This is a genomic window from Phenylobacterium sp., from assembly GCF_036502675.1.
In the GTDB taxonomy this organism is placed as follows: domain Bacteria; phylum Pseudomonadota; class Alphaproteobacteria; order Caulobacterales; family Caulobacteraceae; genus Phenylobacterium.
Map to the genome: position 1 here is coordinate 39111 of NZ_DASXYF010000075.1, position 12485 is coordinate 51595.

The 12485-nt window shown below is 70.3% G+C and carries 14 protein-coding genes; 8 read left to right on the forward strand and 6 right to left on the reverse strand.

From position 1 onward, the window contains the following. Positions 1 to 63: 63 nt before the first annotated feature. On the reverse strand, positions 64 to 1500 hold the full coding sequence (locus VGL30_RS09200; protein ID WP_331539132.1) for an aldehyde dehydrogenase family protein: 1437 nt from the start codon (positions 1498 to 1500) through the stop codon (positions 64 to 66). Between the two features lie 55 nt (positions 1501 to 1555). On the opposite strand from VGL30_RS09200, the gene VGL30_RS09205 reads away from it, so the two are divergent. The 4 genes from VGL30_RS09205 to VGL30_RS09220 all read left to right on the forward strand — a co-directional run bounded on the left by VGL30_RS09205 (position 1556) and on the right by VGL30_RS09220 (position 3436). Further along, the gene (locus tag VGL30_RS09205) at positions 1556 to 1759 is read left to right on the forward strand and encodes a hypothetical protein (RefSeq protein WP_331539134.1); all 204 of its coding nucleotides are present in this window, start codon (positions 1556 to 1558) and stop codon (positions 1757 to 1759) included. Positions 1760 to 1779: 20 nt separating this feature from the next. Continuing rightward, positions 1780 to 2541 (forward strand): SDR family oxidoreductase, encoded by a 762-nt coding sequence (locus VGL30_RS09210; protein WP_331539136.1) that lies wholly within the window; start codon positions 1780 to 1782, stop codon positions 2539 to 2541. Between the two features lie 59 nt (positions 2542 to 2600). After that, on the forward strand, positions 2601 to 2948 hold the full coding sequence (gene folB, locus VGL30_RS09215) for a dihydroneopterin aldolase (RefSeq protein WP_331539160.1): 348 nt from the start codon (positions 2601 to 2603) through the stop codon (positions 2946 to 2948). 80 nt (positions 2949 to 3028) lie between these two features. Beyond that, positions 3029 to 3436: a hypothetical protein gene (locus VGL30_RS09220; RefSeq protein ID WP_331539138.1), complete on the forward strand. Its 408-nt coding sequence runs from the start codon at positions 3029 to 3031 to the stop codon at positions 3434 to 3436. A 40-nt stretch (positions 3437 to 3476) separates the two neighbouring features. Here the strand turns inward: VGL30_RS09220 and VGL30_RS09225 are convergent, their stop codons facing one another. After that, positions 3477 to 4364, reverse strand: a complete 888-nt coding sequence (locus VGL30_RS09225) for a branched-chain amino acid aminotransferase (RefSeq protein ID WP_331539140.1) — start codon at positions 4362 to 4364, stop codon at positions 3477 to 3479. Positions 4365 to 4441: 77 nt separating this feature from the next. Here VGL30_RS09225 and VGL30_RS09230 point away from each other — a divergent pair, with 77 nt between their 5' ends. Both VGL30_RS09230 and VGL30_RS09235 read left to right on the forward strand, forming a co-directional pair. Beyond that, positions 4442 to 5149 (forward strand): response regulator transcription factor, encoded by a 708-nt coding sequence (locus VGL30_RS09230; protein ID WP_331539142.1) that lies wholly within the window; start codon positions 4442 to 4444, stop codon positions 5147 to 5149. Positions 5150 to 5240: 91 nt separating this feature from the next. Continuing rightward, a complete protein-coding gene (locus VGL30_RS09235; RefSeq protein ID WP_331539144.1) occupies positions 5241 to 6587 on the forward strand; it encodes an ATP-binding protein in 1347 nt (448 codons plus the stop codon). A 437-nt stretch (positions 6588 to 7024) separates the two neighbouring features. Here the strand turns inward: VGL30_RS09235 and VGL30_RS09240 are convergent, their stop codons facing one another. Together VGL30_RS09240 and VGL30_RS09245 are read right to left on the reverse strand one after the other, a co-directional pair. Then, positions 7025 to 7486 (reverse strand): hypothetical protein, encoded by a 462-nt coding sequence (locus VGL30_RS09240; RefSeq protein WP_331539146.1) that lies wholly within the window; start codon positions 7484 to 7486, stop codon positions 7025 to 7027. A gap of 267 nt (positions 7487 to 7753) precedes the next feature. Continuing rightward, complete coding sequence (locus tag VGL30_RS09245) at positions 7754 to 8641, reverse strand: LysR family transcriptional regulator (RefSeq protein WP_331539148.1); 888 nt, start codon at positions 8639 to 8641, stop codon at positions 7754 to 7756. 112 nt (positions 8642 to 8753) lie between these two features. On the opposite strand from VGL30_RS09245, the gene VGL30_RS09250 reads away from it, so the two are divergent. Next, positions 8754 to 9035, forward strand: coding sequence for a DUF1330 domain-containing protein (locus VGL30_RS09250; protein WP_331539150.1), 282 nt, complete (start codon positions 8754 to 8756; stop codon positions 9033 to 9035). Positions 9036 to 9096: 61 nt separating this feature from the next. Here VGL30_RS09250 and VGL30_RS09255 read toward each other — a convergent pair whose 3' ends face one another. Continuing rightward, complete coding sequence (locus VGL30_RS09255) at positions 9097 to 9993, reverse strand: alpha/beta hydrolase (protein WP_331539152.1); 897 nt, start codon at positions 9991 to 9993, stop codon at positions 9097 to 9099. Between the two features lie 120 nt (positions 9994 to 10113). Here VGL30_RS09255 and VGL30_RS09260 point away from each other — a divergent pair, with 120 nt between their 5' ends. After that, positions 10114 to 10758 carry a helix-turn-helix domain-containing protein gene (locus VGL30_RS09260; RefSeq protein WP_331539154.1) on the forward strand — a complete coding sequence of 215 codons (645 nt, stop codon included), beginning with the start codon at positions 10114 to 10116 and terminating at the stop codon, positions 10756 to 10758. 4 nt (positions 10759 to 10762) lie between these two features. Here the strand turns inward: VGL30_RS09260 and VGL30_RS09265 are convergent, their stop codons facing one another. Beyond that, the gene (locus VGL30_RS09265; protein WP_331539156.1) at positions 10763 to 12262 is read right to left on the reverse strand and encodes an MFS transporter; all 1500 of its coding nucleotides are present in this window, start codon (positions 12260 to 12262) and stop codon (positions 10763 to 10765) included. Positions 12263 to 12485: the final 223 nt, after the last annotated feature.

Here is a 12485-nt window from a genome sequence, read left to right on the forward strand (position 1 = left end):
CGCGAGCGTGACGACGGCCCGGATCGCTCCGGGCCGTCTGCGGTTGCCGGGCCGGGGCCCCGCCTATTCCGCCGCCGCCTTGGGCGCGTAGCCCGGCATGGCCTTGGTCTCCAGGAACTCGTGGAAGGCGTAGTCGCCCCACTCGCGCCCGTTGCCGCTCATCTTATAGCCGCCGAACGGCGCGTTTTGGTCGTAGGCGCCGTTGATCGACACCTGGCCGGCGCGCAGCCGCCGGGCGACGGCGCGGGCCGTCTCCAGGTCCTCGCCGTTCACATAGGCCGCCAAGCCGTACTCGGTGTCGTTGCCCACCGCGATCGCCTGATCGAGGCTGTCGTAGCCCAGGATCGACAGGACCGGCCCGAAGATCTCCTCGCGGGCGATGGTCATCTGGTTGGTGACGTTGGCGAAGACGGTGGGCTTCACATAGTGGCCGGTCTCCAGCCCCTCGGGCCTGCCGGGCCCGCCGATCACCAGGGTCGCGCCCTCGTCGACGCCGACCTGGATCAGCCGCTGGATCTTGTCCCACTGGATCCTGGAGGCCACCGGCCCCAGCTTGGTGTTGCCGTTGGGGTCGCCCACCGTGATCTCGGCCGCCGCGGCGCGGGCCGCGGTGATCGCCTCGTCCATGCGGGCGGCGGGGACCAGCATGCGGGTGGGGGCGTTGCAGGACTGGCCGGAGTTGGTCATCATCGCGGTCACGCCGCGGGCCACGCTCTTCGCCAGCACGCTGTCGTCCAGGATGATGTTCGGGCTCTTGCCGCCCAGCTCCTGGTGCACGCGCTTCACCGTCGGGGCGGCGTTCTTCGCCACCTCGATCCCGGCCCGGGTGGAGCCGGTGAACGACACCATGTCCACCCCCGGATGGCTGGAGAGCGCCGCGCCCACCGTGGGGCCGTCCCCGTGCACCAGGTTGAACACGCCGGCCGGGACCCCGGCCGCATGCATGATCTCGGCGAAGATCTGGCCCGAGAACGGCGCCACCTCCGAGGGCTTCAGCACCATGGTGCAGCCGGTGGCGATGGCCGGCGCCACCTTGCAGACAATCTGGTTGAGCGGCCAGTTCCAGGGGGTGATGAAGCCGCAGACGCCGACCGGCTCCTTGACGATCATCGTCGAGCCGCGGTCGTCCTCGAACTTGAAGTCCTTCAGCACGTCGATCGCGGCGGACAGGTGGCCCAGCCCCGTGGGCGCCTGCGCCCGCTGGGCGAGGTAGGCCGGCGCGCCCATCTCCTCGGTCACCGCCTCGGCCAGGTCGCCGAGCCGCTTCTGGTATTCCGCCAGCATGCGGTTCATCAGCTCGATGCGCTCTTCGCGGGTGGTCTGCGACCAAGCCGGAAAGGCCTTGCGGGCGGCCGTCACCGCCTTGTCCACGTCGGCGGCCGAGCCGAGGGCGATCCGGCCCGCCACCGTCTCCGTGGCCGGGTTCTCCACGTCCAGGGTTTTCAGCGCCACAGGGTCGACCCACTGGCCGTCGATGTAGAACTTCAGGTACTCGCGCATCTCACGTCTCCTGGATCTCGGCCGCGCCCGGCTTCGCCGCCAATCTAGTCATCGAGTGCGCGCAGGGAAGCCCCCGCTCCGGCCGCCGCAGAGATTCATCCGACGCAATCGCTTCGCGCGGGTGTTGCAGCCGGCGGTCAGGCCCGCTAAAGCCGGGCCTGGGAATCTGGAGCCGTTCATGGTTGGCATTGGGATCATCGTCGTCTTCCTCATCGTGATCGGCGCGCTGAACTTTTATGAGTTCGGCCGGCTCGACTGACCCGGCGGTGAGGTCCCGCCGTGGTTGAAGCCGCGCGCGGCGCGGCCCTGGTCACCGGCGGCGCGCGGCGCATCGGCCTCGCCCTGGTCCAGGCCTGCGCCGAGGCGGGCTTCGACGTGGCCATCCACTGCCGCCAGGTGGACGACGACGCGCAATCGGCGGCGGCTCATGTCCGCGCCAAGGGCCGCCGCGCCACCCTGCTCCCCTGCGACCTGCGCCGCGAGTCCGCCAGCGTGGCCCTGGTGGGCGACGCCGAGGCCGAGCTTGGGCCGGTCACCCTGCTGGTCAACTGCGCCAGCGTCTTCGAGGACGACGCCTTCGCCACCCAGAACCGCGCCTCCTGGGACGCCCACATGGAGACCAACCTGCGCGCGCCCCTGGTGCTATCGCAGGTCTTCGCGCGGCGCCTGCCGGCCGACCGCCAGGGCCAGATCGTCAACATCCTCGACCAGCGCGTCTGGAACCCCACGCCCCACTTCTTCAGCTATTCGCTCAGCAAGGCGGCCCTGTGGGACGCCACCCGGATGATGGCCCTGGCGCTGGCTCCCCGCATCCGGGTCAACGGCATCGGCCCGGGGCCTACCTTGGCCAACATCCACCAGACGGCCGAGGATTTCGCGCGCGAAGCCGACAGCGTCCCGCTGCGCCGGGCGGCGACGCCCGCCGAGATCGGCCAGGCCCTGCGCTATCTGATTGACGCCTCCTCGGTGACCGGACAGATGATCGCCGTCGACGGCGGCCAGCACCTGTCCGACCCGTCCCCAGCCTCGGAGCGCCCGTGACCGCGCCCTCGCCCAGCGAACCCGCCGCCGCGCCGCAGCCCGCCGCGCCGCGGATCGTCATGACCAAGGTCTTCGTCAACGGCCTGAAGCTGGAGGCCGAGATCGGCGTCCACCCCCACGAACGGGGCCGCGCCCAGCCTCTGGTGGTGGACGTGGAGCTCGACGTCCCCAGCGCCGGCGCCGCGCGGCTGCGCGACACGGTCAATTACGAGATGGTCGCCAGGGCCGCCCGCGAGGTGGCCTCGGAGGGCCACATCGTGCTGGTGGAGGCCTTCGCCGAGCGCCTGGCCCGCGCCTGCCTCGCCGACGACCGCGTCACCCGCGCCCGGGTGCGGGTGGAAAAGCCTCTGGCGCTGGCCCCCGAGGCCGCCGGCGCCGGCGTGGAGGTCACCCTCGTCCGCGGCTGAGCCGCGGCATGGATGCGATTTAATCTGGCGCCGCGCCGCAGGGTCCCCACATCTTGGGGACGTTCCACGGAAGGACCGCCATGAGCGACCCTGCCTCCACCTCCGTCGGCCCCGTCGCCGACGACCGGACGATGCCGGCGGTGACCTACGGCCTCTACCTGCTGGGCTTCGCCACCGCCGGGGCCACCACCCTGATCGGCCTGGTCATCGCCTACGCCAACCGGGCGGCGGCCACCCCGGCCATGGCCACGCACTACACCTTGCTGATCCGCACCTTCTGGCTCGCGCTGGGCTGGGCGGTGATCGCCGGCGCCCTGGTGCTGATCGGGCTGCCGCTGTCGTTCGTCCTGATCGGCATCCCGATCCTGAAGCTCGGCTTCCTGATCTGGGCCCTGATCGGGGTCTGGTTCGCCGTCCGCTGCGTCCTGGGCGCCATCCACCTGGCGCGCGGCGAGGCCTACCCGCGGCCGCGGGCCTGGCTGATCTGAGGGAGAGCTTCCCCGTCCTGTCGAACGGGGAGGAAAGTCGTCAGGCCGAGACCAGCTCGCGCCGCACCATCCGGGCGTAGTCGTCCATCAGGCCGAGCGAGATGTTGCCCGGCTTGAACCGGTACTCGCCGATCTCCGCCACCGGCGTCACCTCGGCGGCGGTGCCGACCACGAAGCATTCGGAGAAGCCCGCCAGCTCCTCCGGCCTGATGTGCCGCTCGATCACCTCGAAGCCCTTGGACCTCGCCAGCCTGATCACCGACTGGCGGGTGATGCCGTTCAGGAAGCAGTCGGGGGTGGGGGTGTGCAGCACCCCGTCCCTCACGAAGAACACGTTGGAGCCGGTCGATTCCGCGATATAGCCGCGGTAGTCGAGCATCATCGCGTCGGTGTAGCCGGCCTTCTCCGCAGCGTGCTTGGAGATGGTGCAAATCATGTAGAGGCCGGTGGCCTTGGCGTGCACCGGCTCGGTTTCCGGCGACGGGCGCTTGTACTTGGCCCAGCACATCCGGATGCCGCGCGCCTTGACCTCGGGTTCGAAGTAGCTCGGCCAGTCCCACACGGCGATGGCCACGTGGATCCTGGTGTCCTGGGCGGACACGCCGATCATCTCCGAGCCGCGCCAGGCGATCGGCCGGATGTAGCAGTCGTCCAGGCCGTTCTTGGCGCAGGCGTCCTTGCAGGCCTGGTCGATCTGGGCCACCGTGAACGGAATTTCGAAGTCGAGGATCTCGGCCGATTTGAACAGCCGCTCGGTATGCGCCGTCAGCTCGTAGATCTCGCCGCCGTACATCCGCTCGCCCTCGAACACCGCCGAGGCGTAGTGGAGGCCATGGGTCAGTACGTGCACCTTCGCCTCGCGCCAGGGCACGAACTGGCCGTCCAGCCAGATCCAACCGTCGCGATCGTCGAAGGGAACGAGAGACATAGGCCAAAAGCCTCCTTTCAATGCGCCTTCCTTGAAGACCCCGCAGGCGGCGGCGTCAAACGAAATGGGCGTGCGCCATGACCGCCGAACCCCGTGACGCGCCCCGGGGGCGGCACCTGCTGGTGGTCGACGACGACGACCGCATCCGCGAGCTTCTCAAGGAATACCTGGCCCGGGCCGGCTTCCGTGTGACCACCGCCTCGGGCGGGGCCGCGGCGCGCCGGCTGATGCGGACGCTGGATTTCGACCTGGCGGTGTTCGACGTGATGATGCCGGGCGAGGACGGCTTCTCCCTCACCCGCTGGCTGCGCGAGGCGGGCGGGCCCTCGGCGCGCACGCCGGTGCTGATGCTCACCGCGCGCGGCCTGGCCGAGGACCGCATCGAGGGCCTGAGGCTGGGCGCCGACGACTACCTCTCCAAGCCCTTCGAGCCGGAGGAGCTGCTGCTCCGCATCGAGGCCATCCTGCGCCGCGCCCATAGACGGCCCGCCAACGGCGCGGTCCTGCTCGGCCGCTGCAGCTTCGACCCGGAGCGCGGCGAGCTGGTCTGCGACGGCCAGCCGGTGCGCCTCACCGAGGCCGAGGCGGGCCTGCTGCGCCGCCTGGCCCGCACCCCGCATGAGCCGGTGGACCGCATCGAGCTGGCCCACGATTCCGTCGATCCCTCCGGCCGGGCGGTGGACGTCCAGGTCACCCGCCTGCGCCGCAAGATCGAGCCCGACCCCAAGGCCCCCCGCTACCTGCAGACCCTGCGCGGCGTGGGCTACATGCTGGCGCCGGACTGATGGAAGCGCCGACCTTTTCCTCCCTTGTCCCGCAGAGGACGGGGGAGGACAGAGCGTCCCGGGCCGCTCGCCTCCCGGGGAGCCGCTCCCGATGAACCTGCGCCTCGGATTGCGTGTCGCGGGGCGGTGGCTGAAGCGCCGGCTGCCCACCACCCTGTTCGGACGCTCGCTGCTGATCATCGTCCTGCCGGTCGTGGTCATGCAGATCGCCGTGACCTACATCTTCTTCGACGCTCACTGGCAGACGGTCACCAGCCGGCTCTCCGAGGGCCTGGCCGGCGACGTGGCCTGGGCGGTTGAAAGCTACCGCGACGACCCTTCGCCCCAGGCCTTCGCCAGGCTCGCCGGGCGGGCCGAGGCGTCCATGAGCCTGTCCATCGCCCTGCAGCCCGGCCGCGAGCTGCCGCTGAAGCGCCGCTTCTCCCCGTTCGCCCCTGTCGACCGCTCGCTGCAGAAGGCGCTGTCGGAGCGGCTGGACGATCCCTTCTGGTTCGACACCACCCGCTACCCGGCCTACGTCGACATCCGGGTGAAGGTCCCGGGCGGGGTGATGCGCATCCTGGCGCCGCGCGACCGGGCCTTCGCCACGCAGGGCCACATCTTCGTGCTCTGGATGGCGGTGGCGACCCTCCTGCTCACCGCCGTCTCCATCCTGTTCATCCGCAACCAGGTGCGCGCCATCGAGCACCTGGCCGAGGCCGCCGACGCCTTCGGCCGCGGCCTCGACGCGCCCGCCTTCAAGCCGCACGGCGCCCGCGAGGTGCGGCTGGCGGCCTCCGCCTTCCTGGCCATGCGCCTGCGCATCCAGCGCCACATCGACCAGCGCACCGCGCTCCTGGCCTCGGTCAGCCACGACCTGCGCACCCCGCTCACCCGCCTGAAGCTGGAGCTGGCGCTGGCCGAGCCCGGCAAGCGCACCGCCGGGATGAAACGCGACCTGGCCGAGATGGAGCACATGATCGACGAATACCTGGCCTTCGCCCGCGGCGAGGGCGGCGAGGCGGTGGAGACCGCGCCGCTCCGCGCCCTGGTCGACGAGGTGGTGGAAGGCGCCCGGCGCGCCGGCGCCCAGGTCGCCGTCGAGATCGACCCCGAGCTCACCGCCCGCGTGCGGCCCAATGCGCTGAAGCGGGCCCTCTCCAACCTGGTAATGAACGCCGCCGCCCACGCCGAGCGCATCGTCGTCGCCGCCGCTCCGCGCCCCCAGGGCGGTGTGGAGATCACCATCGACGACGACGGCCCCGGCATTCCCGAGGCCCAGTACGAGGAGGCCTTCAAGGCCTTCGCCCGCCTCGACGAGGCCCGCAACCAGAACGCCAAGGGCGTCGGCCTCGGCCTCGCCATCGCCCGCGACGTGGCCCGCGGCCACGGCGGCGAGGTGACGCTCGACCGTTCCCCGCTAGGCGGCCTGCGCGCGGTGGTGCGGCTGCCGGGGTAGACATCCCGGTCCGCGTTTCGGCTATGGGGACGCCCGTCGTACACCCAATGCCAATCGCCCCGCTCGGTCCCGCCCGGCGCAAGCCCGTTGGCCGATGAACACGGACCAATGGGCGCCCGTGCCTGGCACGGCCAGGGCTTCGTTCCGCGCGGATGGGTAGTCTGGACGTAGCCTGCCCGGGCGGGCCGCGCCGTGGGCGCGACTTGAGGCCTGGCTATGACCGTGTCTTTTGGACCTGAGAGCGAATCAAAACCTGGGCCGATGCGCTTCAGCCGTTCGCGCATCGTCTTCAGGCGCTTGTCGATCTCGGCCACGGTGCGGTTGAGCGCGCCCTCGAGTTGCTGTGAGACTGTAGGAAATTGGCGTAACGTCGGCCGAGTGTTGGCGGAGCGCGTGGAAGCGCCTCGAGCCGTGTCCAGCGGACGATCCAGTTCGACTCAGGAGTCGGGCGAAATTCCTGCGATCCGCGACTCGATCCAGACGCGCGCGTGATCGGCTTCCACCGCCAACAGGCCCAGGGCTCGCGAGGCGGACTCGATGTCGTGCACGATCAGCGGATTGGACAGATAGTCGGGATCGGTGGCAGCAATCACGCGCCAGACCGCCAGGAGCGGGTCGTTGAACTTGGAGTTCGAGGCCAGCGTCATCCTGAACTCACCTTTGGCGGCCAAGCCGGCCACGACCGGTCTGAGCCGTTCGCGGAGCTCCAGGAGGCACGCCGCGTCCAGGTCCGAAAGATCGGCGCCCCGGTTGAAGTAGCTGATCCACCGACAGCCGAACTCCGGTCGGGACGGGTCGATCCTGCCTGGCATTGCCAGGGCTTCCGCTTTTGACACCCGGCCGATCCAGATCAAGCAGTTGACCTCAGTCTGCCCAATTCGATCGACGAGCACCGGCATGGGAGGCTCCCAGCAGCTTCGGATTGCGGCGCCCGCATGAACTCGCCGGTCGCCGCTATCCACACAATATCCCACTCGCACGCGGCGGGAGAGTCTGGTTGCGGCTGGCGACGATCAGGCGATCGGATAGCGTCACGACAGCCCACGAGCAGGAACTGCTGCCAAGCCACAGGCTGGGATGTGGCCGAGGCCCGGTGACAGCGCGTTTGTTGGCGCTGCCTGACGCTAAGCGCGGCGGCCGGCCGGCGTCGGCGCGGGCGCCGCCGGTCACCCGAACCGCGCGACCAGGAGGTCGATGGCGCTTCGGAGCATGGCAGTCGGGCGGCGATCCTGCGCGTAGACGAGGTGCATGGGCACCGGCCGGTACGACCAGTCCGGCAGAACCGGCTCGAGGCGGCCGCAGGCGAGGTCGTCCGCAAGCAGCAGTTCGGGCTGCAGGACGATGCCCGCACCGCATACGGCCGCCACGCGCAAGGCGGCGCCATGGTTGGCGCTGAAACGTCCGGTGACGGAAGCCTCCGCAACCTCGGCGTTCGGCCCGACCAGTCGCCAGAGGCCGCCCTGGGCGCCCCAGTAGGAGAGCGTGAGGCACGCATGGTCGCGCAGCTGCGCCGGATGCTCGGGGCGACCGTGCCTGGCCAGGTAAGAGGGCGCGGCGGCGAGAATGCGCCGGTACGGCTTCAGCGGCCGGGCCACCAGTGAGGGATCGCCGACCTCGCCGATGCAGATGCCCAGTTCGTAGCCATCGTTGATCAGGTCCGGCGCGCGATTGTCGAGGGTGAGTTCGACGCTCACGTCCAGGTTCGCGGCCAGGTACTCGGCGAGCACCGGCGCCAGGCTTTCGCTGCCGAAGCTGACGGGCGCGACCAGTCTCAGCCGGCCACGCGGGCTTTCGCGCAGTTCATTGGCGCTGGCCTCCGCGCGCGCCACCTCGGCGAGGGCGCTCCTGCAACGCTCGTAGTAGAGCCGCCCCACCTCCGTCAGCTGGTGGCGACGGGTGGTGCGATGGATGAGCCGCGCGCCGAGGCGCTGCTCGATGGCGCGCACGTGCTTGGCCACCATGGTCGCCGAGACGTCGCTGGCGTCGGCGGCGGCGGCGAAGCTGCCGGCCTCGACCACCCTGACGAACATCGCCATCCCGGCCAGCTTGTCCATGATTAAGAACCCCTGGGTTGGGATTGTTGCAATCTGGCGCCCATTTATCCGCAGGTCGAGCGGCGGCTATGCCTCGGGTCTGGCGCTGCTGCGCCGCACAAGGAGTGTGACAATGACCGCCTACGTCGTCGTCGAGCTGACGGTTCAGGACCATGACGCGCGGGAGAAGTACTCCGCCGGCGCGGGACCCACGATCAAAGCGTTCGGGGGCGAGTTCCTCGTCGTCGGGCCCTGGTCGGTGCTGACCGGCGATGCCGCGTTCACAGCCGGCGCGATCATCAGCTTCGCGGACCGGGAAACCGCGATGCGCTGGTACAATTCACCCGAGTATCAGGCGTTGATACCGCTGCGCGACGCGGCGCTCCAATCGCGTTTCCGCGTCCTGGGCGCTTAGCGTCGGCGCGCGGGGGCCTTCCCGGTTGGAGAGCCTCGCAGCGAGCCAGTTTCCTGCTGTCTCAGCCGGACTTGACCGCAATCTGCGGGGCGTCGTCCCGCCGGTAGCGACCCCCGCGGACGAAGTCGCCGATGAGGTCTGCCGTCTGCTGCGGCCGTTCCAGCTGCAGGGCGTGTCCGGCGCCGGCCACCACGAGCCGCTTGGCGTTCGGGATCAGCGCCTGCGCCGAGAGGGTGTTCGCCAGAATGTCCGGAAAGTCCTGGTCGCCGACCACGAGCAGCATCGGAACCCGCAGGCCCGGCAGTCGCGGCAAGGCGGGCGGGCTCGGGCGGGCCGGGTCCACCGGCAGGTGGCGGATATTCTGCGGATGGGACCGCCAGATGGCCAAGGCCTTGGCCTTGGCCGCGTCGTCGCCCCGGCTGATGTACCAGGGGTCTTTCGCCCAGTTGGCGGCCACGCCCTGAACATTGCCGAACAGGATCGGCAAGAAATTGCGATTTTCGCGCCGGGTGGCGGCGGCGGATGGAGATGCGCCGCCTGGCGCGGCCCCGACGAGGATCAGCCGCTCTACCGACTGCGGGTGATCCAGCGCGTAGTCGAGGGCGATGGCGCCGCCGGCGGAAAAGCCGACCAGGCTGAAGCGCTCGAGGTTCGCCGAGGCGATCACGGCCGCCAGATCGTCGATCTGCGAATACGGCCCCCTGGCGGCCGGCGACTTGCCGTAGCCGCGGCGGTCGTAGCGCACGACGCGGAAGTCCCTGCAGAGTCGCGGCCACATCGCGTCGAAGCCGGAGCCGTCGATCAGGCCGTCGTGCAGCAGCACGATCGCCTGCGGCCCCGCTCCGCCGGATTCGGCGAAAAGCTGGCCGCCATCGACATCGACGGCGTCGCCGTCGACCCGCGTAGGCCCGACGGGCTTCCCCAGGCCGAGGATGAAGGAGATCAATGGTCTGGCCACGTGGGTCGTCCTTCTGACTCGGAGCCGGTCTGCCGAACTCTGAAAGCGGATCTTCGACTAAAGGAGCGGGGTTATAAAAGAGAATTGCTCTTTTTCTGGCGCCGTCCTAGCCTCGAGTCAATGACTGCTGACGCGGAGCCTCAGTCGTCGCCCCGCCGGCGCCCCAAGGGCGACAAGCGCGCCCGCACCCGCGCCAAGCTCATCCAGGTCGCCGCCCAGCTCTCAGAGGAGAAGGGCTACGACGGGGTGACGATGCAGGAAGTGGCGCGCCGCGCCGGGATGAGTAACGGGGCCATCTACGGCAACTTCAAGAACCGCGAAGACCTGCTCGCCGCCATCGGACCGGCCTACTGGCCGCAGGTCCGGCCGCAAACGCGGCCGGGCGCGAGTGTCGCCGAGATCATGCGCGACGTGGCCGAAGCCCTGATCGCCGTCATGCCGCAGCGCAGGCGGATGGGCGCCGGCCGCCTGAGGGGCCTGGCCTACAGCCTCGCCAACGACGGCTTGCAGGCCCGGGCGGCCGAGCGCTCCGCCAGGCTGGTCGCCATCGCCGCCGCCTGGTGGCGCGAGCGGTTCCCTGACGAGACACAGCTGCCCATGCCGGCGGAGGATCTGGTCCGCGTGATCGGCGCTCTATCCGAGGGCCTCACCTTCCAGCGCCTGGTGACGCCGGAACTCATCCCCGACGCGGTCATCTATGCGGCGTTCGCCGCCCTGGCCGGCGAGCGGCGGGCGATCCCGGAGTCCGCGAGTGGGCGTCAGTGATCGTTTAACCGGGCGCGGCCCCTTCCCGGCGGCGCAGGGCCTCGATGTTCGCGGCGTGCTGGTCGTGGCCGAGGCGGAAGCGGCTCATCATGTAGAGGGCGAAGACGTTGCAGCCGGCGATCAGCGGCGCGGACGCCAGCACCAGGCCGTTCACCACGTGCGCCGGCAAGGCGCCGGGCACGGCCCTGGTCGGGAACGCCACCACCGCCAGCACCAGGCCGGCGCCCAGCGCCCCGATGCCCTGGCCCCACTTGTCCAGCACCCCGAAGGCGGCGAACAGGGTCCCCTCCGAGCGCCGCCCGGTCTTCACCGAGGCGTCGTCGGCCGCGTCCGACAGCATCGACTGCAGCACCGTGTGCACGCCGAACGCGCACACCAGCGCCGTCAGCGACAGGGCCGAGATCGCCACCACCAGCCCCGCCGTGCCGTTGGCCGGCATCGCGCCCACCCAGCGCAGCAGGTAGGGCGCCAGGAACAGCACCAGCCAGCCGACGTAGCAGGCGGCCATGTAGGGCCGCTTGCCGACCCGCGACGAGATCCTCGGCGTCACCCAGAGCGAGATCAGCGCCCCGGCCGGCGCCATCAGCCCGATCACCGCGTTGGCCTGCGGCTTCAGCTCCCAGAAGTAGCGCACGATGTAGATGTCGAGTCCGAACTGCAGCCCGCCGCCGAACCCGTTCAGCAGCGTCGCGAACATCAGGATCACCAGCCCCGGCTGGGCGAAGCTCAGCTTCAGCTCGCCCAGCGTCTGCCTCAGCGTCGGCCGCTGCAGGGGCGGCACGTGCAGGTGGCGGATGCGGTGGTGGGTGGCGGCCGTGGAGGCGACGATGGTGATGAACATCATCGCCGCGGCGAACGAGCCGAAGGCGACGTAGCGCTGCTGATTGAGAAGGCCCGCCGGGTTGCTCGCGTCCTCGCGCAGGAACACGTAGTAGAGCACCGCGTTCATCGCCGCCCCGCCGGCGATGCCGAACACGAACCGCCAGGCGATCAGGCCCGTGCGGTCGTGGTAGTCGGGCGCCAGCTCCGGGGCCAGCGCGCGGAGCGGGATGTCGAAGCAGCTGACCGCCAGCCGCACGAAGGTCAGCATCGCCACCATGAACGCCAGCATCCCAGCCGGCCCCCACGATCCGGGCGCATGCCACATCAGCAGCACGCCCAGCGACGCGGGCGCCGCCGAGGCGTACATCATCAGGTGCCGCCGGCCCCAGCGGGTGCGCAGGCCGTCCGAGAACCGGCCGATGAGCGGATCGATCACCGCGTCCAGGACAATGCTGACCATCACCGCCGCGCCGACCCAGGCCGCCGGCAGGCCGACCACCTGGTTGAAGTAGACCTGCAGCACCGAGCCGCCCAGCACCGTGCCGCTGATGCCGGCCGCGAGCGAGCCGAGGCCGTAACCCGCCCGCGTCGCCACCCCCAGCCGGTCCGCGCCGGGAAGCGCACCGGGCGGCGCCCCGTCGATCGGCGCCGCCGCTATCCCCGCCTGCTCCAACGCCGCCACGGAACCTCCGAAGTGAGTTCACTCAGGCAAGCGGTAACATGTTAGCAACAGGACGCAAGGGCGGAGACGTCAGCCGCCACGTCTGCCCCGCCACGCGCGCCATGCGCGCCGGGCAACTGAAGACGCTGGCGGCAGGAGATTGGCGGCGCGAAGCGCCTTCGTGTGCTTCGCGTCCTTATCTTCCTTCGTGTTGAAATGTTTCTTGCTTTTCCGGCCCGGCTTC

Coding starts and splice junctions, on each gene's coding strand:
- VGL30_RS09200 (WP_331539132.1), bottom strand. CDS start 1,500: ATGCGCGAGTACCTGAAGTTCTACATCGACGGCCAGTGGGTCGACCCT.
- folB (WP_331539160.1), top strand. CDS start 2,601: ATGACCAAGGTCTTCGTCAACGGCCTGAAGCTGGAGGCCGAGATCGGC.
- VGL30_RS09220 (WP_331539138.1), top strand. CDS start 3,029: ATGAGCGACCCTGCCTCCACCTCCGTCGGCCCCGTCGCCGACGACCGG.
- VGL30_RS09225 (WP_331539140.1), bottom strand. CDS start 4,364: ATGTCTCTCGTTCCCTTCGACGATCGCGACGGTTGGATCTGGCTGGAC.
- VGL30_RS09230 (WP_331539142.1), top strand. CDS start 4,442: ATGACCGCCGAACCCCGTGACGCGCCCCGGGGGCGGCACCTGCTGGTG.
- VGL30_RS09235 (WP_331539144.1), top strand. CDS start 5,241: ATGAACCTGCGCCTCGGATTGCGTGTCGCGGGGCGGTGGCTGAAGCGC.
- VGL30_RS09240 (WP_331539146.1), bottom strand. CDS start 7,486: ATGCCGGTGCTCGTCGATCGAATTGGGCAGACTGAGGTCAACTGCTTG.
- VGL30_RS09245 (WP_331539148.1), bottom strand. CDS start 8,641: ATGGACAAGCTGGCCGGGATGGCGATGTTCGTCAGGGTGGTCGAGGCC.
- VGL30_RS09250 (WP_331539150.1), top strand. CDS start 8,754: ATGACCGCCTACGTCGTCGTCGAGCTGACGGTTCAGGACCATGACGCG.
- VGL30_RS09260 (WP_331539154.1), top strand. CDS start 10,114: ATGACTGCTGACGCGGAGCCTCAGTCGTCGCCCCGCCGGCGCCCCAAG.